The sequence below is a fragment of the Huaxiibacter chinensis genome (assembly GCF_022171985.1).
In the GTDB taxonomy this organism is placed as follows: Bacteria; Pseudomonadota; Gammaproteobacteria; order Enterobacterales; family Enterobacteriaceae; genus Enterobacter; species Enterobacter chinensis_A.
In genome coordinates this window covers 847,734-874,008 of the sequence record NZ_JAJVHF010000001.1, presented here as the reverse complement: position 1 = coordinate 874,008, position 26,275 = coordinate 847,734, and the positions used below count along the sequence as shown (strand labels likewise).

Sequence of the window (26,275 nt, the reverse complement as noted above, 5' to 3'; positions counted from 1 at the left end):
TGTGCTTTACACTGCGCGCTGCAAAAATTAAGTCATTGAACGAAGAGATGGGCGGTAACAGCGATGAACGGAACAATCACAACCTGGTTTGAAGACAAAGGCTTTGGATTTATCAAAGATGAAAACGGTGACAACCGCTATTTTCATGTGATTAAGGTCGCCAACCCTGATCTGATCAAAAAAGATGCGGCGGTAACCTTTGAACCCACCACGAACAATAAAGGCCTGTCCGCCTACGCGGTGAAAGTGGTGCCGGAAAGCAAATACATCTTTATCGCCGGTGAGCGTTTAAAGCTGACCTCCATTAAATCTTTCGTGGTATTCAGCGAAGAGGTCCCGGTAGAAACCCGCATTGATAAAGAGAACGCGGTACTCTCCGTTGGCATGCTGATGAACAGCATTAGCCCGAAAGCGAAACCGGGTGAAATGCGCACCGTGAAAAAGCTGGCAATCACCACCTTCCAGGGCAAGACGCTGATTTTCTCTGAAGACGAAATCGATGTGGACGCGACGGCAAAAATGCTGAAGGTCTGATGATTTCATCGGCCCTTCTTTTTGAAGAGGGGCCTGACACCCTGCCTGCCACGCCCGATCCGGCCCCAGAGTTAAGCGGTTTCCCCCCTCAGTAGTTCCTGCACCTTTGCGAGCACGTTTTAACCTGCTATAACAAAATCTTTGTCTTTCAGGGAGTCATCACCGTGCCCGAAGTGAATCAACATGGTCAAACCGTCAACGACATTGTCCCTGGCTGGAAGGGCGCACGCGTCTTAAGCCGAACGCCGCTCAGCGGGCGCGTTTGCCGGCTTGAGCCGCTGGATGCTGCCCGCCACGCCCACGATCTTTTCGAAGCTTATGCCCTGGGGGATGATAGCGACTGGACCTGGCTTGCCAGCACTCAGCCTGAAAGCATGGAGGCCACCGCGCACTGGTTGCTGGGTAAAGTGATGGATGACGCGCTGGTGCCCTACGCGGTAATCGACCTTCGTACCGGGCGTGCGGTGGGGCTGATGAGCTATATGGCTATCGATCGGCAACAGGGGACCGCTGAGATTGGGCATGTTACCTGGTCGCGGCGCATGAAGCAGACCGCCATGGGAACGGAGAGCGTCTGGCTTCTGCTGAAAAACGCGTTTGAACATGATTACCGCAGGCTGGAGTGGCGTTGTGACTCAATGAACGTTGCCTCACGACGCGCGGCGGAGCGGCTGGGTTTTGTCTGGGAAGGGCGACTGCGAAATAAACTGGTGCGGAAAGCGCGCAATCGTGACAGCGATATCCTGTCGATCATTGAAAGCGAATGGCCCGAGCGTGATGCAGAACTGCGGGCATGGCTCGCGCCGGATAATTTTGACGCGCAAGGGCAGCAAATCCGTCGGTTAGCGGCCTTCCGCTAAAGACCGAACGCTAAATCTTACCGCTATACAGAACCGGCCCCGTCGGCTGGCCCGTCGGCGAGCCGCCCTGAGGCTCAACGCTGATGGCGATCACCGCGTCAGGGGCAAGGGTTTCGTTTTTCAAATCAACACGCGTGGGTGAGCGATTGTCCACCAGGCCCAGAGAAACCGGCGCCTGTCCCCGGGGGATCAACCAAAGCTGAAGGCTCTTTTGCGCAGCCAGGGGCGTCGGGCGTAACGGAGCGATACTTAGCGACTGGCGACGCGAGTCGGCATTGACCACCCATTGACCCTGCTGTTGAGTATCATTTAGCACCACCAGAGGCGACATCTCTGGCGCCCGTGTTGAGACCCATGTGAGCGTGACGGCTGCCAGACCTGCCGCCACCGCCCAGCCGAGCCAGCTTCGCGCACGCGGGACAGAGGCGGGTGAAGGCAGGTCGAGGACGATTTTTTTCCATACCTGCTCGGGTGGCGTGACCGGAGTAAGATGGCTGTCCAGCGTGCTCAGGGCCGTTTGCCAGCGCGCAACGCGCGCAGCGAGATCGGGCTCATGTTGCATTCTGTTCTGAAATCGCAGCCGGGCCTGGCCTCTGAGCGTACCCAGAGCATATTCTGCCGCCAGGGCATCATCGCGTTTGTTGTGATCGTTCATAGGCCAATACATTCCCGTAGGTGTTCCATCGCCCGGCGGATCCAGCTTTTCACCGACCCGACCGGCTGCTTAAGCCAGTCAGCGATATCACTGTGGGACATGCCCTGATAATAGGCGAGGGCAATACTCTGGCGCTGATCGCTACTCAGATGGGCAAGACAGTGCCGCAAGCGTTCCGCCTGGTCGTGATCGTGCCAGTTGTTCTGTTCGTCATGCTCCTGCACGAGAAGCTCATCGACATACTCCTCTTCATGGCGGGCGTTGCGTACCGGACCGCTACGCAGCCAGTCGATGCAGCGGTTACGCACAATGTGCGTCAGCCAGGTCATAGGGGAGCTCAGGGTCGCGTTGTAGGTATCCGCTTTGCTCCAGACCGTGAGAAAACAGTCATGCAGCACCTCTTCGGCCCAGTGACGCTGGCGCAACATGCGAAGCGCCACGGCAAACAGATGCGGTGATGTCAGACGGTACAGTTGTTCAAATGCGCGGCGATCGCCTTTTGCGACCGCCTGCATTAACGAGATCTGCTGTTCTGTCAGCGCATTATCCATATCAGTCCTGAAAGCCGATGAGCGACTTTCGAAGTATAGACAATTACTTAGGCATCAGAACGGTATCGATGACATCGATAACGCCATTTTTCTGCTGGACGTCATAGGTGCTGATATTCGCCACATTGCCTTTTCCGTCTTTCAGCTGAATGTTGTGTGGACCGTTGCTCATAATCCACAGTGGCTGCCCGTTTACCGTTTTCAGTTCCGCATGGCCGCCGCCCTGTTTGATTTTTGCCTCCAGCGCTTTCATATCATATTTCCCGGCAACCACGTGATAGGTCAGAATACTGGTGAGCGTGGCTTTATTTTCCGGCTTGACCAGGTTTTCCACGGTACCGGCGGGAAGCTTCGCAAAGGCGGCATCGGTTGGCGCAAACACGGTAAATGGCCCTTTGCCCTGCAGGGTATCCACCAGACCGGCCGCTTTCACTGCCGCAACCAGGGTGGTGTGGTCTTTCGAATTCAGGGCATTTTCAACGATATTTTTACTCGGGAACATTTCTGCACCCCCTACCATCACCGTGCCGGAATTCATGGCGGAGAAGGCGCCTGCGGTGAAGAGTAAAGCGCTGGATACGAGTGCAACAGAGATTAACTTTTTCATCATATATCCTCGGAGTAGGGAGCGAAGGAGTTGCTCACATACTTACATACGAGAACGGTGTGGAAACTGGATGCAGAAAAAGGAAAAAATATTTTACCTCTCCCCGGGCGGGGAGAGGTGGAGTGAGTGTCAGGGATTACCGGCGTACCGGTGCCCCGTTCGCCACATAGTAATTCGCCGTACTCTTTGCCAATGGCTCGCGTCCGCGAATGGCGTCGGCAATTTTCTCGCCAATCATGATGGTGGTGGCGTTCAGGTTGCCGGTGATAATCAGCGGCATAATGGAAGCATCGACCACACGCAGCCCTTCCAGCCCGTGCACACGACCCTCTCCATCGACTACTGCCATCTCATCACTGCCCATTTTGCAGGTGCCGCACGGGTGGAAAGCGGTTTCGGCGTGGTTACGCACAAACTCGTCCAGCTGTTCGTCCGTCTGGCATTCAATGCCGGGGCTGATTTCACGGCCACGGTAGTTGTCCAGCGCAGGCTGATGCATGATTTCGCGGGTGATGCGAATTGCATCGCGGAACTCCTGCCAGTCCTGTTCATGCGACATGTAATTAAACAGAATCGCTGGATGCTGGTGCGGATCGCGCGATTTAATGCGCACATGCCCACGGCTCGGCGAGCGCATGGAGCCGACGTGGCACTGGAAGCCGTGCTCTTTAACCGCGTTCGAGCCGTTGTAGTTAATGGCAACCGGCAGGAAGTGGTATTGAATATTCGGCCATTCAAATTCTTCGCGGCTGCGGATAAACCCGCCCGCTTCGAAGTGGTTGCTGGCCCCCACGCCGGTACCGCCAAACAGCCACTCCGCGCCGATTTTCGGCTGGTTCCACCACTGCAGGGCAGGGTAGAGAGAGACCGGCTCTTTGCACTCATACTGCAGATACATCTCCAGATGATCCTGCAGGTTTTCCCCGACGCCTGGCAGATCGTGCACCAGCGGGATATCGAACTGCTTCAGCAGTTCCGCGTTACCCACCCCGGAGCGTTGCAGGATCTGCGGAGAAGCAATCGCTCCCGCGCACAGCAATACCTCTTTACTGGCTGACGCTTTTGATGGAATAGTGCTTTCACCTTCCAGCCACTCCACGCCCACCGCGCGCTTGCCGTCAAAAATAATATGATCGGTCATGGCATGGGTGCGAATGGTCAGGTTCGGGCGTGATTTCGCCTGATCCAGATAACCGCGCGCCGTGCTGGAACGGCGGCCCTGTGGCGTGACCGTACGGTCCATCGGGCCAAAACCTTCCTGCTGATAGCCGTTAAGATCCTCGGTGCGCGGATATCCCGCCTGCACCCCGGCTTCAACCATCGCTTCAAACAGCGGGTTTACGCCGGGTTTCGACGTGGTCACGCTCACCGGACCGTCGCCGCCGTGCCAGTCGTTTGGCCCGACGTCGCGTGTTTCTGACTTACGGTAATAGGGCAGGCAGTTGAGATAGCTCCAGTGTTCCAGACCCGGCTCTTTGGCCCAGTTATCCAGATCCATGGCGTTGCCGCGGATATAACACATACCGTTGATCAACGACGAGCCGCCCAGCCCTTTACCGCGACCGCACTCCATGCGGCGGTTGTTCATGTAAGGTTCCGGCTCGGTCTCATAGGCCCAGTTATAACGCTTGCCCTGCAACGGAAACGCCAGCGCGGCGGGCATCTGGGTACGGAAGTCAAACCGGTAATCCGGGCCGCCTGCTTCGAGCAGCAGAACGGTGGTATTCGGATCTTCCGTCAGTCGGGTTGCCAGCACGTTGCCGGCAGAGCCGGCACCAATAATGATGTAGTCAAATTGCAAATAAACCTCCCGGTTAAAATATGGACTGGAATTTACCCATCTCAACCTGGATGGACTTCACCTGGGTATAGCTCTGGAGCGTCATCACGCCGTTCTCGCGGCCAATGCCGGAGTGTTTGTAACCGCCCACCGGCATTTCAGCGGCGGATTCGCCCCAGGTGTTGATCCAGCAAATACCTGCTTCGAGCTGGTGGATCGCGCTGTGCGCGCGGTTCAGGTCGGCAGTCACGATGCCCGCCGCCAGACCGTAATCGGTGTCGTTGGCGCGACGGATCGCTTCTTCATCGGATTCATAGGTGAGGATGGACATCACCGGTCCGAAGATCTCTTCGCGCACAATGGTCATTTCGTCGGTACAGTCGGTGAATACGGTCGGTGCTACCCACGCGCCGTTATCAAAGCCGTCGCCTTTCAGTACGTCGCCGCCGCACAGCACGCGTGCGCCTTCCTCTTTACCTTTGGCTATATAGCGCAGCACGTTGTCGCGGTGCGGGAAACTGACCAGCGGACCAAAGTTGGTCTGTTCATCAAAGAGATCGCCCGCGTGAATACGGCCTACGCGTTCAATGATTTTCTGCTCAAAGTCGGCTTTGAATTTTGCCGGGACGAACACGCGGGTACCGTTGGTGCAGACCTGACCAGAGCTGAAGAAGTTGGCCATCATCGCGATGTCGGCGGCCATATCAAGATCCGCGTCGTCGAAAATAATGAGCGGAGATTTCCCGCCCAGCTCCATCGTGACCTCTTTGAGCGACGAGGCTGCCGAGTTCGCCATCACTTTTTTGCCGCTGGCGACGCCGCCGGTGAAGGAGACTTTGGCGATATCCGGATGCTCGGTCAGATACTGACCGGTTTCTGCGCCCACGCCCGGCAGAACGTTAAACACGCCGTCAGGCAGGCCCGCTTCGGTGTAGATCTCGGCAAGCTTCAGGGCGGTGAGCGGCGTCACTTCGCTCGGCTTGAAGATCATCGCGTTGCCTGCGGCCAGCGCCGGGGCGGATTTCCACAGGGCGATCTGGATGGGATAGTTCCACGCGCCGATACCTGCAACGACGCCCAGCGGTTCACGACGGGTGTACACAAATGAGGTGTCGCGCAGGGGGATCTGGCTGCCTTCCAGCGCCGGGATGAGACCTGCGTAATACTCCAGTACGTCCGCGCCGGTGACGATATCCACGGTGCGGGTTTCTGAAAAGGCTTTGCCGGTGTCGAGAGTTTCCAGCTTCGCGAGATCGTCGTTACGCTCGCGAAGAATATCAACCGCGCGACGCAGGATGCGCGAGCGCTCCATCGCCGTCATCGCGGCCCAGATTTTTTGCCCCTTTTGGGCACTTTTAACGGCGCGATCCACATCCTCGCGCCCGGCGGCCTGCAGGCTCGCCAGAACATCACCGTTGGCCGGGTTGATGGTCTCGAAGGTGTTACCGCTGGTGGCGGAAGTATAACCACCATGGATATAAAGCTGCTGTTCTGCCATTCGGGACATAATTTCTCCTCGGTTAATCGGTCTGTAGGTGCTGGCTGATGAAGTGGCTGGTCAACGACTGGGCCAGATTTTTGTCCAGCGGTTTGCCGCTTAACGCGGCGCGCAGCCACAGGCCGTCGATCAGGGCGGCCAGGCCATAGCCCGCTTCCTGTGCGGGTTGACGCGGCAGTTCACGGGAAAATTCACTGACCAGATTCGACAGCAAACGACGACTGCTCACCTGCTGCAAACGGTACAGCATGGGCTGATGCATACTGCTCGCCCAGAAGGCCAGCCAGGCTTTCATGGCGGCGCCGCTTATCTGCGTTTCATCAAAATTGCCGGCGACAATGGCCTGTAAACGCTGCTCGGCGCTGCCGTCCGGCAGGGCGCGAAGACGGCTCAAGACCGCATGTCGGAGCTGACTGGTGATGTCGCGCATGGTTGCTTCCAGCAAACCATTTTTGTCCTTGAAGTAGTGGCTGATGATCCCGGTCGAGACGCCCGCCCGGCGGGCAATCTGCGCGATCGTCGCGTCATGCATTCCCACTTCATTAATTGCTTCCAGCGTGGCGTCAATCAATTGCCTGCGCCGGATTAGCTGCATCCCCAGTTTGGGCATTTTGCCGCTCCATTCATCAGCGTTGGTTAACTATTAAAGCGGTTTTTGATTGGACGTTCAATATAAAATGTGTCTTAATTGTTGCGGATTTTGTTTTCAATAGTTACAAAAACAGTGGGGATACTGGATGACAGACCTTTCACAAGACAGAGAAAAGGACAAAATCAATCCGGTTGTTTTTTACACATCTGCCGGACTGATTTTGTTGTTTTCCCTGATGACGATCTTCTTTAGTGATTTTTCCGCGCTCTGGATAGGTCGAACATTAAACTGGGTTTCAAAAACATTTGGCTGGTACTACTTGCTCGCCGCGACGCTCTATATCGTGTTCGTGGTCTGTATCGCCTGCTCGCGATTTGGGTCGGTAAAACTCGGGCCAGAGCAGTCTAAACCAGAGTTCAGCCTGCTGAGCTGGGCGGCGATGCTCTTTGCGGCCGGGATTGGCATCGATTTGATGTTCTTCTCTGTGGCCGAGCCGATCACGCAATATATGCAGCCGCCTGAAGGGCAGGGGCAGACGATTGAAGCGGCGCGTCAGGCGATGGTGTGGACGCTGTTCCACTACGGCTTAACCGGCTGGTCGATGTATGCCCTGATGGGCATGGCGCTGGGATACTTTAGCTACCGTTATAATTTGCCGCTCACGATCCGTTCCGCGCTCTATCCTATCTTTGGCAAACGTATCAATGGCCCCATCGGTCACACCGTCGATATTGCGGCGGTCATTGGCACCATCTTCGGTATCGCGACTACGCTGGGGATTGGCGTGGTGCAGCTCAACTACGGGCTGAGCGTGCTGTTTGATATCCCGGATTCGATGGCGGCCAAGGCGGCGCTGATTGCGTTGTCGGTCATCATTGCCACCATCTCTGTCACCTCGGGCGTTGATAAAGGTATCCGCGTGCTGTCTGAGTTGAACGTGGCGCTGGCGCTGGGGCTGATTCTTTTCGTGCTGTTTATGGGCGACACCTCGTTCCTGCTCAATGCGTTAGTGTTAAACGTGGGCGACTACGTGAACCGCTTTATGGGCATGACGCTGAACAGCTTCGCCTTTGATCGCCCGGTTGAATGGATGAATAACTGGACGCTGTTCTTCTGGGCATGGTGGGTGGCCTGGTCGCCGTTTGTCGGTCTGTTCCTGGCGCGTATTTCGCGCGGGCGCACCATCCGCCAGTTTGTGATGGGCACGTTGATTATCCCGTTCACCTTTACTCTGTTGTGGCTGTCGGTGTTTGGGAATAGCGCGCTGTACGAGATTATTCACGGCGACGCAGCATTTGCACAAGAGGCAATGGCGCACCCGGAACGCGGCTTCTACAGCCTGCTGGCGCAATATCCGGCGTTCACCTTTAGCGCCTCCGTGGCGACGATCACCGGTCTGCTGTTCTACGTCACCTCGGCGGATTCCGGCGCGCTGGTGCTGGGTAACTTCACCTCGAAGCTGAAGGACATTAACAGCGATGCGCCAAACTGGCTGCGTATCTTCTGGTCGCTGGTCATTGGCCTGCTGACGCTGGGCATGCTGATGACCAACGGGATTTCGGCCTTGCAGAACACCACGGTCATCATGGGTCTGCCGTTCAGTTTTGTCATTTTCTTCGTGATGGCAGGGTTGTATAAATCACTGAAAGTCGAGGATTATCGCCGTGAAAGCGCCAGTCGAGACACCGCACCTCGTCCGGTAGGTTCTCAGGATCGCCTGAGCTGGAAAAAGCGTCTTTCGCGGCTGATGAACTATCCGGGTACGCGTTATACCAAACAGATGATGGAGACGGTCTGCTTCCCGGCGATGGAAGAAGTGGCACAGGAGTTAAAACTGCGCGGCGCCCACGTCGAGTTGAAAAGCCTGCCGCCAGAAGAGGGGGAAACGCTGGGCCATCTGGAACTGCTGGTGCATATGGGGGACGAGCAAAACTACGTCTACCAGATTTGGCCGCAGCAGTATTCGGTGCCTGGGTTTACCTATCGCGCCCGCAGCGGGAAATCGACCTACTACCGGCTGGAAACCTTCCTGCTGGAGGGTAGCCAGGGCAATGACCTGATGGATTACAGTAAAGAGCAGGTGATCACGGACATACTGGATCAGTATGAAAGGCATCTGAACTTTATCCACCTGCACAGGGAAGCGCCGGGAAATAGCGTGATGTTCCCGGATGTGTAAAGGCTGACAGGAAAAGGACGTCATGCACTGCATGACGTCCTTTATTAAACGCTTCATATTACCTTTGCGGAATTTTTTTGGTTATACAGCGGCAGCAAATATCATTTATCAAATGATGCCAGTCTGACCTTTTAATAGTCAGTTTCCACCTGGGCGTGAATCTGCAAAGCGTCCCCCACATCGTAAACCATCATCCACTGTGTCATTTGCATGCCGGCCGTTATCTCAGTTGCAGAGTAAGTGATGATGCAAGACAAAATACTTTAATGATAACCATTTTCATTTAAACATAGCCTGTGCTATACCTTATAGCACGGGCTAATTTTGCTTTTAATTTAACCACATCAGGAGACGTCTGCGATGCACCCACTGCAAGGATTGAAAAGACTGCTGCTAGGCGCGCTGTTCACCGCCGTAACCACCACTGGCGCGGTAGCGGCTGAAAAGTTCCAGGTCATCACCACCTTTACCGTTATCGCTGATATGGCGAAAAACGTGGCAGGGGACGCCGCAGAGGTCACCTCTATTACCAAACCGGGTGCGGAAATCCATGAGTACCAGCCGACGCCGGGCGATATTAAACGCGCGCAGAGGGCGCAGCTGATCCTCTCTAACGGCATGAACCTTGAGCTGTGGTTTAAGCGCTTCTATCAGCACCTTAACGGCGTGCCGGAAGTGGAGGTGACCAAAGGCATCACCCCGATGGGCATCAGCGAAGGGCCGTATAACGGCAAGCCCAATCCGCATGCGTGGATGTCACCGGATAACGCCCTGATTTACGTCGATAATATCCGCGACGCGCTGATGAAATACGATCCTGCCAACGCGCAGACCTATCAGCGTAACGCCGACGCCTATAAGCAGAAGATCACCGCCACTCTCGAACCGCTGCGTAAGCAGGTGGCGGAGATCCCGCAAGACAAACGCTGGATGGTGACCAGCGAAGGCGCTTTTTCCTATCTGGCGCGAGATTTAGGTCTGAAGGAGCTGTATCTGTGGCCGATCAATGCCGATCAACAGGGTACGCCGCAGCAGGTGCGTAAGGTGATCGATCTGGTTAAAAAACATCAGATCCCGGCGGTGTTCAGCGAAAGTACCGTATCTGATAAGCCGGCCCGTCAGGTGGCTCGCGAAACCGGTGCGCATTACGGGGGAGTATTGTATGTCGACTCGTTGAGTGCCGAAAACGGTCCGGTCCCGACGTATCTCGATCTCCTCAACGTCACGACCCGCACCCTGGTGCAGGGGATCCACGACGGTATGAAGGGGTAACTATGCACAAGGGGATTGTCGTAAAGGACGTCACTGTCACCTACCGCAACGGACACACCGCACTGCGCGATGCCTCGTTTAGCGTGCCGGGTGGGTCGATCGCCGCGCTGGTTGGCGTGAACGGTTCCGGAAAATCAACGCTGTTTAAAGCGGTGATGGGATTTGTGCGCGCGTCGGGTTCGATTTCCATTCTCGGTATGCCGCCCTCGCTGGCGCTGCGCAAGAATCTGGTGGCCTATGTACCGCAATCCGAAGAGGTCGACTGGTCTTTTCCGGTGCTGGTTGAGGACGTGGTGATGATGGGACGCTACGGCCACATGGGGTTTATGCGCCGTCCTAAAGAGCACGACCGCCGCATCGTGGCGCAGGCGCTGGAGCGTGTCGATATGCTCGAACTGCGCCACCGGCAAATTGGTGAGCTGTCCGGCGGGCAGAAGAAACGTATCTTCCTGGCGCGCGCCATCGCCCAGCAGGGGGAGGTTATCCTGCTCGACGAGCCGTTTACCGGCGTGGACGTCAAAACCGAGGCGAAAATCATCGACCTGCTCCGCGAGCTTCGCGATGAGGGGAAAACCCTGCTGGTGTCGACCCACAACCTCGGGTCCGTGACCGAATTCTGTGATTACACGGTGATGGTCAAAGGCACCGTGCTGGCGAGCGGCCCGACGGAAACCACCTTTACCGCAGAGAACCTTGAGCGCGCGTTTAGCGGCGTGCTGCGCCACGTGGTATTGAGCGGCTCGGAGGAGCGCATAATCACCGATGACGAGCGGCCCTTCGTCACGCACCGTCGGGAGGGAGCATGAGCGCGCTGCTGGAACCGTTTGGCTATGAATACATGCTCAACGCGATGTGGGTCTCGGCGATGGTGGGCGGGCTGTGCGCGTTTCTCTCGTGCTACCTGATGCTCAAAGGCTGGTCGCTGATCGGTGATGCGCTGTCGCACTCGATTGTGCCGGGCGTTGCGGGAGCGTATATGCTCGGGCTGCCGTTTTCGCTCGGGGCGTTTTTATCCGGTGGGCTGGCGGCGGGCAGCATGCTGTTTCTCAATCAGCGCAGCCGCCTGAAAGAGGACGCTATTATCGGGCTCATCTTCTCTTCCTTCTTCGGGCTGGGGCTGTTTATGGTCTCCCTCAACCCGACCTCCGTTAATATCCAGACGATTGTATTGGGCAATATCCTGGCCATCGCGCCGGAAGATATCCTCCAGCTGTCGATTATCGGCGTAGTGTCGATGGGGGTCCTGCTGTTCAAATGGAAGGATCTGATGGTGACCTTTTTCGATGAGAACCACGCGCGGGCGATCGGCCTGCGCCCGGAACGGCTGAAAATTTTGTTCTTCACGCTGCTGGCGGTCTCGACGGTGGCGGCGCTGCAAACGGTCGGCGCTTTTCTGGTGATCTGTCTGGTGGTGACGCCCGGTGCCACGGCGTGGCTGCTCACGGACCGTTTCCCGCGCCTGCTGATGATTGCGGTTGCCATCGGGAGTATCACCAGCTTCCTCGGCGCGTGGGCGAGCTATTATCTCGACGGCGCGACCGGCGGTATTATCGTGGTGGCGCAGACCCTGCTGTTCCTGCTGGCGTTTGTCTTTGCGCCGAAGCACGGCGTACTGGCTAACCGCCGACGGGCGCGTGCGGCGCTGGAGGTGCAGCCATGATGACGCTGTTATTAGAACCCTTCCAGTTTGCGTTCATGAACAACGCATTGCTGATTTCGCTGATGGTCGCCGTTCCCTGCGCGTTGCTGTCGGTATTCCTGGTGCTGAAGGGCTGGGCGCTGATGGGAGATGCCATGAGCCACGCGGTCTTCCCCGGCGTGGTACTGGCATGGATGGCCGGTCTGCCGCTGGCGGTCGGGGCTTTTGTCGCCGGGCTGTTCTGCGCGGTGGCAACGGGTTATCTCAAAGACAACAGCCGCATCAAGCAGGACACCGTGATGGGCATCGTCTTTTCCGGTATGTTCGCCGTCGGGCTGATTTTGTACATCGCCGTGAAGCCGGAAGTACATCTCGACCATATTCTGTTTGGCGATATGCTGGGCATTAACGGGGGGGATATTCTGCAAAGCGGGATCGTCGCCGCGCTTATCGCGCTGCTTATCGGCGTGAAGTGGCGAGAGTTTCTGCTGTTTTGCTTTGATTATCAGCAGGCGCAGGCCAGCGGATTACGCACGCGCTGGCTGCACTACGGCCTGCTGTGCATGGTCTCGCTGACCATTGTCGCCACGCTAAAAGCGGTGGGGATCATCCTGTCAATTTCACTGCTGATTGCCCCGGGGGCGATTGCGGTGCTGCTTACCCGACGCTTTCACGTCGCGCTGATGGTGGCGGTGGCGGTGTCCGGGCTGGTGTCGGTCAGCGGGGTGTATCTCTCGTTCTTTCTCGACAGCGCGCCCGCGCCGACCATCGTGGTGCTGTTTGCGCTGGTGTTTATTGTCACCTTTGCGGCAACCAGCGTGAGCGCGAAGCGGCGGGAACGGGCGGGAGCAGTGTGATCAGCGTGTTGCCGTCGCGCAGCCAGAATAGCGTGAAGGTATCATCCTGAGAAAACCCCGCCAGCGGACGGGTCAGCGCCAGCGTCAGGCTGGTCTCGTCGAGCGCCGTGACGCGGGCGCTGTCAAAGCCCATCATCGCCTGAACCTCTGAAAAAAGCGCCTTAAAGAGGCTCTCTTTGGCGCTAAACGCCAGCGTCAGCGCCTGCGCAAACGGCAGGGCAGTGTGGCGCAGCAGGGTGTCCTCGGCGGGACTCACTATCCCGTCTTTTATCTCCTCCGCTTCGTCATCTGCAAGGATGATTTCTCCGTCGATACCCGTCAGCCCGCTTTGCGTGACAACGGCCAGCGCCCGCGTGGTGGTATGGCTGATGCTGCCCGTCACGCCGACAGGCCACAGCGGCTCCCCGCTGCTGCCGATAGCCGGTATGGATGTGATGCCGTAATCCCGCAGGGCATGAGCGGCGGCGAGACGACCGCCCAGGTGCTCGGCTTTCCGTTTGGGGGCGGCGTGAGCAAGCGTATTGTGATGGGGGAGCCAGAGGAGATCGGCGTCGGTGAAGGTTGCAGGGTCGAAGGTGATTTGGTGGACCGCGTGTCCGGCAAGACGAAATGTGGAGTGAGTGGTGCGCATTTTTTTGTCCTGACGTTGTGGAATAGTGCGGCCTGATGCCCTCACCCCGGCCCTCTCCCAAAGGGAGAGGGGGAAAAGCTAACCCTGCTCGCTCGAACAGAGGAGCCTGCTCGATCAACTCCCTCTCCCTTTGGGAGAGGGTAGGGGTGAGGGGGAACATGCGGCTCCGGCGTTTACCCGGCGTGCGGCCTGATGCCCTCACCCAGGCCCTCTCCCACAGGGAGAGGGGGAAAAGCTAAAACCCACTCGCTCGAACAGAGGAGACGAGCCTGCTCGATCAACTCCCTCTCCCACAGGGAGAGGGGGAAAAGCTAACCCCGCTCGCTCGAACAGAGGAGTGGAGCCTGCTCGATCAACTCCCTCTCCCTTTGGGAGAGGGTAGGGGTGAGGGGGAACATGCGGCTCCGGTATTTACCCTGCGCACGGCCCGATGCCCTCACCCATAAAAAGAAGAATTAAAAACGGCAACCGAAGTTGCCGTTTTGCGTTCACCTTAGAAGCGTGTATTCACGCTCATGTACCAGGTGCGGCCCGGCTCATTATAGGTGTATGCGCCTGCGCCGTACATATACGCACCGGTTGCGGTGTTGCCCGTCGTCTGGGCATTACCCGCACGCCACTGGCGTTTGTCGAAGACGTTATCCACGCCACCGGTCAGGCTGATGTTTTTGGTCGCGTCCCAGGTCGCGCTCAGGCCAACGATGCTGTATGGGCTGACTTCGTCTTTTTCAGACCCGGTCACCGGCTGGCCCTTGTAGTTGTACTTCTTCGGCTGCTGCTTGCCGTACCAGGTGAAGGTCGACTGCAACGAAACATCCTGATGAACCTGCCAGCTCAGGGTTGAGTTGAGCGTGTACTCCGGGATAATCGACAGACGGTCGCCGGTCTCTTTGTTCTTACTCTGCAGCATGTAGGTAATGTTGTTGGTCCAGTTGATCGTGTCGCTGACCGGCACGTTCAGGGAGCCTTCAAGACCTTCTACCACCGCTTTCGGCACGTTTTCCCACTGATAGATATCGGTGGTCACTTTGCTGGTGGATGTCTGGCCGATTGGCGCATAGCCCGCTTCAATCTTATCGCGGTAGTCGTTGCGGAACCAGGTCACACCGGCCAGCCAGCCGTCGTGTTTCCACTCAAGACCAATCTCTTTGTTGATGCTGGTTTCGGCTTTCAGATCGTCGTTACCCATCATGTAACAGCCCACGCCGTCGGAGCTGGCGTAGCAGCCCTGGCCTTTGCTGTAGAGCAGATAGTTCGGGTTGGTCTGATACAGGCTCGGGGCTTTATAGGCGCGCGCGATACCCATCTTCAGGGTGAAGTCATCGCCCAGACCTTGTGACAGGTTCAGGGACGGGCTCCAGTTATTGCCGACAATGGTATGGTGATCGAAACGTAACGCCGGGGTCAGTATGGTGCTGTCGGTCAGCTCCATATTGTTTTCCGCGAACAGGGAGAAAATCTCCGCCGAGGAGTACGGACTGCGATCGTCGCTCATGCCCGGAATGAGACCGCCTTGCTGGGCCTGCGAGTTAGAAGTGGAATCCTTCATACGCTGCTGATTCCATTCGGTACCCAGCGTCAGATTTTGGTTCACGAGGAAATCGATCGGCAGGTTGATCTCACTGTGCAACATCACGTCGGCCAGGTCGGTGTCGGTAAATTTATTGCTGTTGAACAATCCTTCCAGACCGCCGGCTAAACCTTCACCCAGGCGAGAGTTGCGGGTGTGCTCGTACTGCGCCCAGTTACTGGTGGTGATGCCGTTATCCCAGCCGCCGTTCCAGGTGACGGCAAAGTTTTGCCGATAAATACGGTTAGTCTCTTTACCGTAATTTTTCTTCACCAGGCCGTTCGAGCTATTGTCGTTGTTAGTGTTCTGCGTGTCGCCCGCATAAAGGTTGTTCTGACGGCTGTAGCCTGCTTCGAACTCCAGAGACTGCATAGGGGCAAATTCCCAGCGCACAACGCCGTTAATGTCTTTATTTTCCACCCCTTCACGACCGGCTGGCAGCGTGTCGGCATACGCGCCGGTACGGTCAGACTGATGGCCCTGGTTGATGTCCCAGGCATCGGCCTGGGTTTTGTCCAGGTTGCCGAACATGCGGAAGCTGAAATCGCCGCCCAGCGGGCCGCTCAGGCTGAAGTTGGTGCGTTTTGTCGAGCCTTCATCCTTGTGTTCAGGCGCGTTCAGATAGGTGTTCCAGGAGCCGTGCCACTGGTCGTCGAATTTTTTGGTGATGATATTCACCACGCCACCCGCGGCACCGTTGCCGTAGCGTGCTGCGGCCGGACCACGAATCACTTCGATGCGTTCAACCATTTCTGGCGGAACCCAGCCGGTATCGCCACGGGTATCACGCTCGCCGCGCCAGCCCAGACGGATAGAGTTACGGCTGGTAACGGGTTTACCGTCAATCAGGATCAGGGTGTTTTCCGGGCCCATACCACGGATATCAATCTGACGATTGTTACCGCGCTGGCCGCTGGTGGAGTTGCCCGTCAGGTTGACGCCAGGCATGGTGCGGATGATCTCGGCGACATCGCGCGCGGGAGGATTTTTACGGATTTCATCAGCGGTGATGGTGGATACACCGGGTGCCTGCAGGTTCTGTTCTGCGGCGGTGATCACCATGGTGTCTTCGTGCTGCGCCGTGGCGGTGTTGTCCGCTGCCAGTGCGGGCAATGCGATGCCATAAATCCCTACGTTGACCAGCAAGGCCAGGGAGTGAATCTTCTTATTCATTGTACGTCCTGCTTTCCGTTGCCGCATCCCCAGGCTCCATTCCCGAAGGGGAGAGGAGACGGCATGTTGTCACCCGCACGTTGCGTAAGCAGCCCTGTCCTCGAGCGCACACAATGCATGGTCTGTTTGTTTTATGAGCGCGCTTCCCACAGCGCGGGCACTACGCTATTGCAAATGCAAATAGTTATCAATAATATTATCAATAATTTTTGTCTTAGCACAAAAAAATACTGTTAAACATGAGGTTATAAGGGTGACGGCATTAACAACGGGAAGTGAAGCCTGGTGGCAGTCGAAGCACGGCCCCGATGTGGAGCGTGTTGCAGAAAAATATCGCGTTACGTTCTGGTGGCGCGACCCTGCGGGGACGCAGAACACGTCGCCAGTGAAGCGCGTCTGGCTCTATATTACAGGCGTGACCGACCACCATCAAAATGCCCGCCCGCAATCCCTTGAGCGTATTCCCGATACCAACGTCTGGCAGTGGCAGGGTGAATTCAGCCCTGAATGGCGCGGCAGCTACTGTTTTATCCCCTCGAATAATGAAGTCGATTTTGCCGATGCGGTGTTTCACAGCGAACAGCCTGATCGCACGGCGCTGCGTGAAGGGTGGCGCAGACTGCTGCCGCACGCGGTTGCCGACTCGCTGAACCCGCAAAGCTGGCGCGGTGGGCGCGGTCATGCCGTCTCAGCGATTGAAATGCCTGATGCTCCGGTACAACCGGGCTGGGATCGTCCTGAAACGCCGTATGCCTCGCCAGACTGTATTGAGTGGCACAGCAAGCGTCTGGGTAATCGTCGCCGCGTCTGGATCTTTACCACGGGTGAGGCGCAGGCCTCTGAGCGCCCGCTCGCCGTTCTGCTCGACGGACAATTCTGGGCTGAAAGTATGCCCGTTTGGCCTGCGCTGACGGCGCTCACCGTTGCGCGCAAATTGCCACCCGCGGTCTACGTGCTGATCGACGTTATCGACACCGCGCACCGCAGCCGCGAGCTGCCCTGCAACCCCGAATTCTGGCTGGCGGTGCAGGAAGAACTTCTGCCTCAGGTGAAAAGGCTCACGCCTTTCAGCGACCGGCCCGACGCCACGCTGGTCGCGGGGCAAAGTTTCGGCGGGCTTTCCGCGCTTTACGCCGGCCTTAACTGGCCGCAGCGTTTTGGCTGCGTGCTCAGCCAGTCGGGCTCGTTCTGGTGGCCGCACCGCGGCGCGCAGCAGGACGGGCTGCTTATCGAACAACTTAAAGCGGGTGAAAAAACCGCGCGCGGGCTGCGTATCGTCCTTGAGGCCGGGCGCAACGAGCCGCTTATCTTCCGCGCAAATCAGGCGATCTACGCCGAACTACACCACACGCAGCAGCCGGTTATCTGGCGTCAGGTTGACGGCGGACACGATGCGCTTTGCTGGCGCGGCGGGCTGACGCAGGGGCTCATGACCCTCTGGCAACCGCTCATTGACTAACGGAGTCTGTATGGAATTCAGTAATCCTTTCGATAATCCGCAGGGACAATTCGCGATTTTGCGTAATGACCCGGGCCAATACAGCCTGTGGCCGCAGCAGTGCGATCTGCCCGCAGGCTGGCACGTGGTCTGCGAGCCGCAGTCTCAGGAAGCGTGCCAGCAGTGGCTGGCCGAACACGGGCAAACGCTGGTGCCCTCTCATTTTGCGAAGGAGAACGCATGAACCGTCTTCCTCTTGTGGCCGCTCAGCCGGGGATCTGGATGGCGGAACAGCTTTCCTCCCTGCCAAACGCCTGGAGCGTAGCACACTACACCGAGCTGAAGGGCGATATTAATGCGCCGCTGCTGGCAAAAGCCATTGTCGAAGGGATGATGCAGGCCGATACCCTGCGCACGCGTTTCACCGAAGATAACGGTGAGGTGTGGCAGTGGGTCGATGACGCCATGACCTTAGCGGAGCCGTCCGTGGTGCGCGTCGCGTCTCATGACGAAGCCGTCGCGCTCATGGAGGCCGATCTCAATCAGAATCTGCGTGTGGACAGCGGTCAGCCGCTGGCATTTCATCAGTTAATACAGGTGGGTGAACGCCACTGGTACTGGTATCAGCGATATCATCATCTGGTGGTGGATGGCTTCAGTTTCCCGGCAATTACCCGCCAGATCGCCGCGATTTATGCAGCATGGCGGCAGGGCGAACCTACGCCTGCTTCCCCTTTTACGCCGTTTGCAGAGGTGGTGGACGAGTATCAACGCTATCGCAACAGTGAAGCCTACCAACGCGATGGCGCCTTCTGGGCTGAACAGCGCAAACAGCTGCCACCTCCCGTGTCACTCTCGTCGGCACCGTTACCGGGCCGCGCCGCAACAACCGATATTTTGCGCCTGAAAATGACGGCAGACAGCCGCGCTTTCAGCCAGCTTTGTCAGGCGGCAGGGCCGGTGCAGCGCACCGATCTGGCGCTTGCGCTGGTGGCGCTCTGGCTCGGGCGGCTGACCGGGCGGCCGGACTACGCTGCCGGGTTTATCTTTATGCGCCGCATGGGCTCCGCGGCCTTAACGGCAACCGGACCGGTGCTGAACGTCCTGCCGCTGGCGGTGAATATTGCCCCGCAAGAGCGACTTTCCGAGCTGGCGTTACGCCTGGCTGGTCAGCTTAAAAAAATGCGCCGTCATCAGCGCTACGACGCCGAGCAGATCGTCCGCGACGCCGGGCGTGCGGCGGGTGATGAAGCGCTGTTTGGTCCGGTGCTGAACGTCAAAGTATTCGATTACCAGCTGGATATTGCGGGTGTAGAAGCCCTCACCCATACGCTGGCGACCGGCCCGGTCAATGACCTTGAACTGGCGCTGTTCCCGGACGAGCAGGGGGGGCTGAGCATTGAGATCCTTGCCAATAAGCAGCGCTACGATGAAGCGACGCTTAAGCGCCACGTCGCGCGCCTGAACGCCATGCTGATGCAATTTGCCGCCAATCCGGATTTGCGCTGCGGTGAGGTCGAGACCGTTTCTGAGCCAGAGTACGCACAGCTCGCGCGCATCAACGACACCGGGCATCACGTACCGGCAACCACGCTGGCAGCGCTGGTCGCGGAACAGGCGAGCAACACCCCGGATGCCCCGGCGGTGGCGGATGCGCACATTGAACTGAGCTATCGCCAGATGCGCGAGCAGGTCGTCGCGCTGGCGAAACTGCTGCGTGAACGCGGCGTGAAGCCCGGCGACAGCGTGGCGGTGGCCTTACCGCGCTCGGTGTTTTTGACCCTGGCACTGCACGGTATTGTGGAGGCAGGCGCCGCATGGTTGCCGCTGGATACCGGCTATCCGGACGATCGCCTGCGCATGATGCTGGAGGACGCGAAGCCGTCGCTGCTGATTACCACCGACGAGCAGCTGGCGCGCTTTAGCGATCTGCCCATCGCCTCCTTTAGTTACAACACACTATTGTCGGGCACGGATGTTGAACCTCTGCGCCTGGCGACGCCGGCGCAGACGGCGTATATCATCTTTACCTCTGGCTCGACAGGGCGTCCGAAAGGGGTGATGGTCGACCATACCGCCATCGTCAACCGCCTGATGTGGATGCAGGATCATTATCCCCTGGACGCGCGTGACGTGGTGGCACAAAAAACGCCGTGCAGTTTTGACGTCTCGGTGTGGGAGTTCTGGTGGCCCTTTATCGCCGGGGCGAAGCTGGTGATGGCCGAGCCGGACGCGCACCGCGATCCGCAGGCGATGCAGGCCTTCTTTGCGCACTATGGCGTCACCACGACGCACTTTGTGCCGTCGATGCTGGCGGCATTTGTCGCCTCGCTGACGCCGGAAAATGCCGGGTGCTGCAAGACCCTGAATAAGGTGTTCTGTAGCGGGGAAGCGCTGCCGACCGAATTGTGCCGTGAGTGGGAACAGCTTACCCACGCGCCGCTGCATAACCTTTACGGCCCGACGGAAGCGGCGGTAGACGTGAGCTGGTATCCGGCGTTTGGCCCGGAGCTGGCGGCGGTGCAGGGCAACAGCGTGCCGATTGGCTTCCCGGTGTGGAATACGGGACTGCGTATTCTGGACGCTATGATGCGCCCGGTGCCGTTCGGCGTGGCGGGTGACCTGTACCTCACCGGGATCCAGCTGGCACAGGGATACCTGGGCCGGCCGGATCTGACTGCCAGCCGCTTCATTGCCGATCCTTTCGCGCCTGGCGAGCGGATGTACCGCACCGGCGACGTGGCCCGCTGGCTGGATAACGGCGCGGTAGAATATCTGGGCCGCAGTGACGATCAGCTTAAAATTCGTGGTCAGCGTATTGAGCTTGGCGAAATCGACCGGGCACTGCTTTCACTGCCTGACGTGGCGCAGGCCGTGGCGCATGCCTGCGTGTTTAATCAGGCGGCGGCAACCGGGGGCGATGCCCGTCAACTGGTAGGATATGTCGTCTCCGAATCCGGTTTACCGCTGGATCGCGATGCGCTGTTGCACGCGCTTAAAGCTCAGCTGCCGCCGCACATGGTCCCGGTGGTGTTGCTACAAATAAACGCATTGCCCCTCTCCGCAAATGGCAAACTTGACCGCAAAGCGCTGCCGTTGCCGGAGCTGACCCGCACTACGTCAGGCCGTGCGCCTGAAACAGACACCGAAGTGGCCATCGCGCAGGCCTTTTCTGCACTCCTTGGCTGCGAGGTGAATGATATCGACGCCGATTTCTTCGCCCTCGGCGGACACTCCCTGCTGGCGATGCGTCTGGCCGCGCAGCTCAGCCGCACGTTTTCCCGCAAGGTCACGCCGGGGCAGATTATGGTGGCCTCGACGGTTAACGCGCTGAGCGCGCTGGTGGATTCTCCCCTGGATGACGAACAGGCACAGCGTCTGGGCTACGAAACGATCCTCCCGCTGCGTGAAAGCCATGGACCGACGTTGTTCTGCTTCCATCCGGCGTCCGGTTTTGCCTGGCAGTTTAGCGTGCTGGCGCGCTATCTCAGCCCGCGCTGGTCCATCACCGGCATTCAGTCGCCGCGTCCGGAAGGGCCGATGCAGCAGTGCGCCACGCTGGACGGAATAATAGACCATCATCTGCAGACCCTCCGCGCACAGCAGCCGCAGGGGCCGTATTATCTCTTCGGCTACTCGCTGGGCGGTACGCTGGCGCAGGGGATTGCCGCGCGACTGCGCGAGCAGGGCGACGCCGTGGCGTTCCTCGGTCTGCTCGATACCTGGCCGCCGGAAACCCAGAACTGGGCAGAGAAAGAGGCCAATGGTCTTGATCCGGAGGTGCTGGCGGAGATCGAACGTGAACGTCAGGCGTTTATCGCCGCGCAGCAGGGGCAGGGCTCGAACGCGTTATTTAACGCAATCGAAGGCAACTATGCGGATGCCGTGCGCCTGCTCACCACGGCGCACAGCGCACGCTTCGACGGCAAAGCAACCCTGTTCGTTGCCGAACGCACGCGAACCCAGGATCCAAAGCAGGCGTGGGCACCGTTTGTGGCTGAGCTGGAGGTGTATCATCAGGATTGCGCCCACGTGGATATCATTTCACCGCAGGCGTTTGAAAGGATAGGTCCGGTGTTGAAGGAGATATTGGGATAGCGGTTTCCCCTCACCCTAACCCTCTCCCATAGGGAGAGGGAACAGTTTGCGTCCGGTCCTTATCGGCAGTGCGGTTTTTGCTCCCTCTCCCTGTGGGCAGTGCGGTTTTTGCTCCCTCTCCCTGTGGGCAGTGGGTTTTTTACTCCCTCTCCCTGTGGGAGAGGGCCGGGGTGAGGGCATCAGACCGCACGCTTCCCCAGCGGCACCACCAGCGGTGTACCCGCAACCGGATCGTCAATGATCACGCAACGCATACCATAAATTCGCTCAATCAGGTCCGGCGTCACGATCGCTTTGGGTGCGCCTTCTGCCACGATTTTCCCGTCGCGCAGGGCAATAATATGGGTGGCATAACGACAGGCCTGATTCAAATCATGCAGCACTGCCGCCAGCGTATAACCCTTCGTGCGGTTCAGGTCGCTCAGCAACTCCAGCAAATCAATCTGATGGCTGATATCCAGCCAGGTGGTGGGCTCGTCCAGCAGCATAATCGAGGTTTCCTGCGCCAGCACCATCGCAATCCACGCCCGCTGGCGTTGCCCCCCGGAAAGGGTGTCCACGCTTTGCCGCGCCAGATCGGTAATGCCGGTGGCGTGCATCGCCCGGGTGACTGCCTCTTCGTCCTCTTTTCGCCAGCGGGTAAACAGCGGCTGGTGGGGATAACGCCCCCGGGCGACCAGCTCCTGCACGCTAATATCGCCTGGCGTGGTCGCGTTTTGCGCCAGCAGGCCAATTTGTCGCGCCACCTCTTTGCTGGCGAAGCGCTGAATAATCTCTCCGTCCAGAAAGACGTTTCCGTGTAGCGGGGTCATCAAGCGGCTGAGCGTACGCAGCAGCGTCGATTTGCCGCAGCCGTTCGGGCCAATAATCGCCGTAAAATGTCCTTCGGGGATCGCCACGGTTAAATCGTGGGCTACGATTTTTTTGCCATAGCCCAGGCTTAGGTTTTCGCCGCGCAAGCGGGTTGCGGTTTGGGTCATTTCTTGCGTGACTCCTGAACTAACAAGACGATGAGGTAAATACCGCCAAGGCTGACGGTCACCACACCTACCGGAAGTTGATAAGGCATAAAGAGTTGCTGGGCGCAGAGATCGGCCGCTAAGAGCAGTAATGCCCCGCACAGTGCCGACAGGGTCACCCCCCAGCGTGCGGTGTTACTGATTCGCCGCGCGATGTGCGGTGCGACCAGCGCAATAAAGGAGATAGGCCCGGCAATCGCCGTGGCGGCAGCCGTCAGCACCACCGCGACCAGCATCAGCGTCAGGCGCGAGCGTTCCACGTTCACGCCCAGCGCGCTGGCAGTGTCATCGCCCATCTCCATCAGACGCATTCGCCTGATGAGCAGGAGTGCAAAGACGAACATCGCGAGAATAATGGGCGCGGCGGGCAGGGTCTTTGACCACGTCAGACCGTTAAGCGAACCGGCGTTCCACAGGCCTGCGGTCACCGCGGTTTCCAGCGATGCCTGCAGCAGCAACCAGGTGTTAAAGGCCACCAGCATGGCGCGAACGCCAATGCCGATAATGATCAGACGAAAGGTTTCAATGCCGTTGCGCCAGGCCAGCAGCCAGACGATCAGAGAGGTGAGTATCCCGCCCGCCATGGCCGCCAGGGCAATGGCGGTTAAATGCTGCCCAAACAGCACCATCGCCACCAGCACGCCGCTCCAGGCACCGGTATTAAAGCCCATGACGTCCGGGCTGCCCAGTGGATTACGCATCAACGACTGGAAGATGGCACCGCTCACGCCCAAGGCGGCCCCCACCAGGATGGCCATCACCACGCGCGGCAATCGCCATTCGGTCACCACCAGGGTGACATTACGCGGCGCGTTGCCGGTGAGGGCATGGAAGACCTGAGAAAAATCGAGGGTGACCACGCCGCTGCGCAGGCTCCAGACGGCCACGAGCAGGCTGGCGCAAATCAGCAGTAATGCGCTCAGGACCAGGCGTTTTGACGGCGTATTCACAGGCTCCCTCCACGCTGACGACGCACCAGAAATATCAGCACCGGTGCGCCGATAAAGGCGCTGACCACCGAAACGCGCAGCTCGCCGGGCACCAGCAATCGGCCAATAATATCGGCAAACAGCAGCAGAACGGGGGTTGCCAGCAGCGTCACCGGCAGCGACCAGCGATGATCCGCGCCCACCAGCCAGCGCGCCATGTGCGGCATCATCAGCCCAATAAACGCAATCGGACCCACAACCGCCGTTGCGCTACCGCAGAGTACGGTTATTGCCAGCAGGCCGATAAGCTGGGTTCGCGCAACGCGGCTGCCCAGCGCGGTGGCGGTATCACTGCCCAGACTCAGGCTGTTGAGCGCCCGGCTTAAGAGCAGGGCGACCACACCGGCGACGATCACCGGCACGGCGACCAGATGCAATGTGTCCAGCGTGCGGATATCCAGCGAACCGGCCTGCCAGAAGCGCAGCCGATCGTAGACATCCGGGTTAAGCAAGGCGATGCCGTTTGAGAGCCCTTCAAGCACGGCACCGAGCGCGACGCCAGCCAGCGTCAGGCGAACCGGACTGAGCTGCCCGCCGCCCTGACTGCCGGTAAACGCCACGATTAACGCCGCCGCCAGCGCGCCGCAAAAGGCCATCAGCAGTTGTTCTGTCGGGGACGAAAAACCAAACAGGGCCGCGCCCAGCACAATGGCAAAGCTGGCCCCGGCGTTGACTCCCAGCAAGCCCGGATCGGCAAGCGGATTGCGGGTCAGGGTTTGCATCAGCGCTCCCGCCATACCCAGCGCGGCCCCGGCCAGCAGGCCGGCAAGGGTGCGGGGCAGTCGGGCATCCAGCACAATTGTGCAATCCGCACTCTGGCAGGTGCCTGACAGCGCATCGACAATCACCGAGGCGGGCAGAGACCTGGCGCCAACCAGCAGGCTGAGGGCCATTGCAATGAGTAACAGCAGTAGTAAAGCGGGCACCGCAAAGGCGCGCAGCGCGGGAGAGGAAAACGACATAGCCACGTCCATGATTTGATAATGATAGTAATTATCGTTATCTATCTTATTTGGCTATGTTAGCATGTGCGGCCATGGAAATGGTAGACCGTTAGACCTCAAGGCCTTGTCATGAATCAAAAATCCTGGCTGCTCAATCTCAGCCTGCTCAAATCACATCCGGCGTTTCGCGCCGTCTTTATTGCGCGTTTTATCTCCATTTTATCGCTGGGCCTGTTAGGCGTCGCGGTACCTGTACAGATCCAGGCGATGACCCAGTCGAGCTGGCTGGTGGGTCTTTCCGTCACCTTAACGGGCAGCGCGATGTTTATTGGCCTGATGGTGGGGGGCGTGCTGGCCGATCGCTATGAGCGCAAAAAACTCATTTTACTGGCGCGCGGCACCTGTGGCGTGGGGTTCGTCGGGCTGTGCCTGAATGCCCTGTTACCGGAGCCCTCGTTGATAGCGATCTATGTCCTGGGATTATGGGACGGCTTTTTTGCATCGCTCGGCGTTACGGCGTTGCTGGCGGCGACGCCTGCGCTGGTCGGGCGCGAAAACCTGATGCAGGCGGGGGCGATCACTATGCTCACCGTACGACTGGGATCGGTGATTTCACCCATGGCAGGGGGGCTGCTGTTGGCGACCGGCAACGTGGCGTGGAACTACGGTCTGGCGGCGGCGGGCACCTTTATTACCACCCTGACGCTGCTGCGTTTACCGGTATTACCGCCACCCCCGCAGCAGCGTGAGCACCCGCTGAAATCCCTGATGGCGGCGATCGGTTTTCTGTTCAGCCACCCGCTGATTGGCGGCATTGCGTTGATCGGCGGCCTGCTGACGATGGCGAGCGCGGTGCGTGTGTTGTACCCGGCGCTGGCAGGCGAGTGGCAGATGAGCGCCTCGGAGATAGGTATCTTATATGCAGGTATCCCGCTCGGGGCGGCCTGCGGCGCGCTGACCAGCGGTAACCTTGCGCACAGCACGCGACCGGGACTGATCGTGCTGCTGGCGACGCTGGCCGCGTTTGTTGCGATTGGCTTCTTCAGCCTGATGCCGGTGTGGGCGCTGGGCGTGCTGTGTCTGGTGATTTTTGGCTGGCTCAGCGCAATCAGCTCGCTATTGCAATACACCTTGATCCAGACGCAAACCCCAGAAGGGATGCTGGGTCGCATCAACGGGCTGTGGACCGCGCAGAACGTGACGGGCGATGCGATTGGCGCGGCGATCCTCGGTGGATTAGGTTCGATGATGACCCCGGTGGCGTCGGCGAGCAGCAGCGGGTTTGCATTAGCCCTGGTGGGTGGAATTTTAGTGCTGGTGTTGGTGGAGCTGCGGCGGTTCAGGCAGGAGGTTGTGTTGAACGACAGTGCGGCCTGATGCTCTCATCCC

Annotated in this window: 22 protein-coding genes; 11 read left to right on the top strand and 11 right to left on the bottom strand. The window is 58.6% G+C overall.

Annotation, left to right across the window (positions count from 1 at the left end):
• Positions 1-63 precede the first annotated feature (63 nt).
• Together LZP96_RS04235 and LZP96_RS04230 are read left to right on the top strand one after the other, a co-directional pair.
• The gene (locus LZP96_RS04235; RefSeq protein WP_064325224.1) at positions 64-534 is read left to right on the top strand and encodes a cold-shock protein; all 471 of its coding nucleotides are present in this window, start codon (positions 64-66) and stop codon (positions 532-534) included.
• A gap of 164 nt (positions 535-698) precedes the next feature.
• Positions 699-1,394, top strand: a complete 696-nt coding sequence (locus LZP96_RS04230) for a GNAT family N-acetyltransferase (protein ID WP_064325225.1) — start codon at positions 699-701, stop codon at positions 1,392-1,394.
• A 10-nt stretch (positions 1,395-1,404) separates the two neighbouring features.
• Here LZP96_RS04230 and LZP96_RS04225 read toward each other — a convergent pair whose 3' ends face one another.
• The 6 genes from LZP96_RS04225 to betI all read right to left on the bottom strand — a co-directional run bounded on the left by LZP96_RS04225 (position 1,405) and on the right by betI (position 7,095).
• The gene (locus LZP96_RS04225) at positions 1,405-2,049 is read right to left on the bottom strand and encodes an anti-sigma factor (RefSeq protein ID WP_064325226.1); all 645 of its coding nucleotides are present in this window, start codon (positions 2,047-2,049) and stop codon (positions 1,405-1,407) included.
• Entirely contained in the window at positions 2,046-2,600 is a 555-nt protein-coding gene (locus LZP96_RS04220; protein WP_064325227.1) for an RNA polymerase sigma factor, read from the bottom strand. Before LZP96_RS04220 ends, LZP96_RS04225 begins: the two co-directional genes overlap by 4 nt.
• 43 nt (positions 2,601-2,643) lie before the next feature.
• Positions 2,644-3,207 carry a fasciclin domain-containing protein gene (locus LZP96_RS04215; RefSeq protein WP_064325228.1) on the bottom strand — a complete coding sequence of 188 codons (564 nt, stop codon included), beginning with the start codon at positions 3,205-3,207 and terminating at the stop codon, positions 2,644-2,646.
• A gap of 136 nt (positions 3,208-3,343) precedes the next feature.
• The gene (gene betA, locus LZP96_RS04210) at positions 3,344-5,008 is read right to left on the bottom strand and encodes a choline dehydrogenase (protein ID WP_064325229.1); all 1,665 of its coding nucleotides are present in this window, start codon (positions 5,006-5,008) and stop codon (positions 3,344-3,346) included.
• Positions 5,009-5,021: 13 nt separating this feature from the next.
• A complete protein-coding gene (gene betB, locus LZP96_RS04205; protein WP_064325230.1) occupies positions 5,022-6,494 on the bottom strand; it encodes a betaine-aldehyde dehydrogenase in 1,473 nt (490 codons plus the stop codon).
• A 13-nt stretch (positions 6,495-6,507) separates the two neighbouring features.
• Positions 6,508-7,095, bottom strand: coding sequence for a transcriptional regulator BetI (betI, locus tag LZP96_RS04200; RefSeq protein ID WP_064325231.1), 588 nt, complete (start codon positions 7,093-7,095; stop codon positions 6,508-6,510).
• Between the two features lie 127 nt (positions 7,096-7,222).
• On the opposite strand from betI, the gene betT reads away from it, so the two are divergent.
• The 5 genes from betT (at position 7,223) to LZP96_RS04175 (ending at position 13,024) form a co-directional block, all read left to right on the top strand.
• The gene (gene betT / locus LZP96_RS04195) at positions 7,223-9,256 is read left to right on the top strand and encodes a choline BCCT transporter BetT (RefSeq protein WP_064325232.1); all 2,034 of its coding nucleotides are present in this window, start codon (positions 7,223-7,225) and stop codon (positions 9,254-9,256) included.
• A 360-nt stretch (positions 9,257-9,616) separates the two neighbouring features.
• Complete coding sequence (locus LZP96_RS04190) at positions 9,617-10,528, top strand: metal ABC transporter substrate-binding protein (protein ID WP_064325233.1); 912 nt, start codon at positions 9,617-9,619, stop codon at positions 10,526-10,528.
• 2 nt (positions 10,529-10,530) lie between these two features.
• Complete coding sequence (sitB, locus tag LZP96_RS04185) at positions 10,531-11,334, top strand: iron/manganese ABC transporter ATP-binding protein SitB (RefSeq protein ID WP_064325234.1); 804 nt, start codon at positions 10,531-10,533, stop codon at positions 11,332-11,334.
• Positions 11,331-12,188 carry an iron/manganese ABC transporter permease subunit SitC gene (gene sitC / locus LZP96_RS04180; protein WP_064325235.1) on the top strand — a complete coding sequence of 286 codons (858 nt, stop codon included), beginning with the start codon at positions 11,331-11,333 and terminating at the stop codon, positions 12,186-12,188. The genes sitB and sitC overlap by 4 nt, the downstream gene beginning before the upstream one ends.
• Entirely contained in the window at positions 12,185-13,024 is an 840-nt protein-coding gene (locus LZP96_RS04175; RefSeq protein ID WP_064325236.1) for a metal ABC transporter permease, read from the top strand. Before sitC ends, LZP96_RS04175 begins: the two co-directional genes overlap by 4 nt.
• On the opposite strand, the gene entD is transcribed toward LZP96_RS04175, so the two are convergent.
• Both entD and LZP96_RS04165 read right to left on the bottom strand, forming a co-directional pair.
• Positions 12,966-13,655 carry an enterobactin synthase subunit EntD gene (gene entD, locus LZP96_RS04170; protein WP_064325237.1) on the bottom strand — a complete coding sequence of 230 codons (690 nt, stop codon included), beginning with the start codon at positions 13,653-13,655 and terminating at the stop codon, positions 12,966-12,968. The genes LZP96_RS04175 and entD overlap by 59 nt on opposite strands.
• A gap of 493 nt (positions 13,656-14,148) precedes the next feature.
• Complete coding sequence (locus LZP96_RS04165; protein ID WP_064325238.1) at positions 14,149-16,398, bottom strand: TonB-dependent siderophore receptor; 2,250 nt, start codon at positions 16,396-16,398, stop codon at positions 14,149-14,151.
• Positions 16,399-16,651: 253 nt separating this feature from the next.
• Between LZP96_RS04165 and fes the strand changes: the two genes are divergently transcribed.
• The 3 genes from fes to entF are packed head-to-tail and all read left to right on the top strand — an operon-like array spanning position 16,652 to position 21,934.
• Entirely contained in the window at positions 16,652-17,857 is a 1,206-nt protein-coding gene (gene fes / locus LZP96_RS04160) for an enterochelin esterase (RefSeq protein ID WP_064325239.1), read from the top strand.
• Between the two features lie 10 nt (positions 17,858-17,867).
• Positions 17,868-18,080 carry an MbtH family protein gene (locus LZP96_RS04155; protein WP_064325240.1) on the top strand — a complete coding sequence of 71 codons (213 nt, stop codon included), beginning with the start codon at positions 17,868-17,870 and terminating at the stop codon, positions 18,078-18,080.
• Entirely contained in the window at positions 18,077-21,934 is a 3,858-nt protein-coding gene (entF, locus tag LZP96_RS04150; protein ID WP_064325241.1) for an enterobactin non-ribosomal peptide synthetase EntF, read from the top strand. Before LZP96_RS04155 ends, entF begins: the two co-directional genes overlap by 4 nt.
• 179 nt (positions 21,935-22,113) lie before the next feature.
• Here entF and fepC read toward each other — a convergent pair whose 3' ends face one another.
• From fepC to fepD, 3 genes are read right to left on the bottom strand one after another with little or no spacing between them, the layout of a single operon-like run.
• A complete protein-coding gene (gene fepC, locus LZP96_RS04145) occupies positions 22,114-22,914 on the bottom strand; it encodes an iron-enterobactin ABC transporter ATP-binding protein (protein WP_064325242.1) in 801 nt (266 codons plus the stop codon).
• The gene (gene fepG / locus LZP96_RS04140) at positions 22,911-23,903 is read right to left on the bottom strand and encodes an iron-enterobactin ABC transporter permease (protein ID WP_064325243.1); all 993 of its coding nucleotides are present in this window, start codon (positions 23,901-23,903) and stop codon (positions 22,911-22,913) included. The genes fepC and fepG overlap by 4 nt, the downstream gene beginning before the upstream one ends.
• Complete coding sequence (fepD, locus tag LZP96_RS04135; protein ID WP_064325244.1) at positions 23,900-24,904, bottom strand: Fe(3+)-siderophore ABC transporter permease; 1,005 nt, start codon at positions 24,902-24,904, stop codon at positions 23,900-23,902. The genes fepG and fepD overlap by 4 nt, the downstream gene beginning before the upstream one ends.
• A gap of 111 nt (positions 24,905-25,015) precedes the next feature.
• On the opposite strand from fepD, the gene entS reads away from it, so the two are divergent.
• Positions 25,016-26,263 carry an enterobactin transporter EntS gene (entS, locus tag LZP96_RS04130; protein ID WP_064325245.1) on the top strand — a complete coding sequence of 416 codons (1,248 nt, stop codon included), beginning with the start codon at positions 25,016-25,018 and terminating at the stop codon, positions 26,261-26,263.
• Positions 26,264-26,275: the final 12 nt, after the last annotated feature.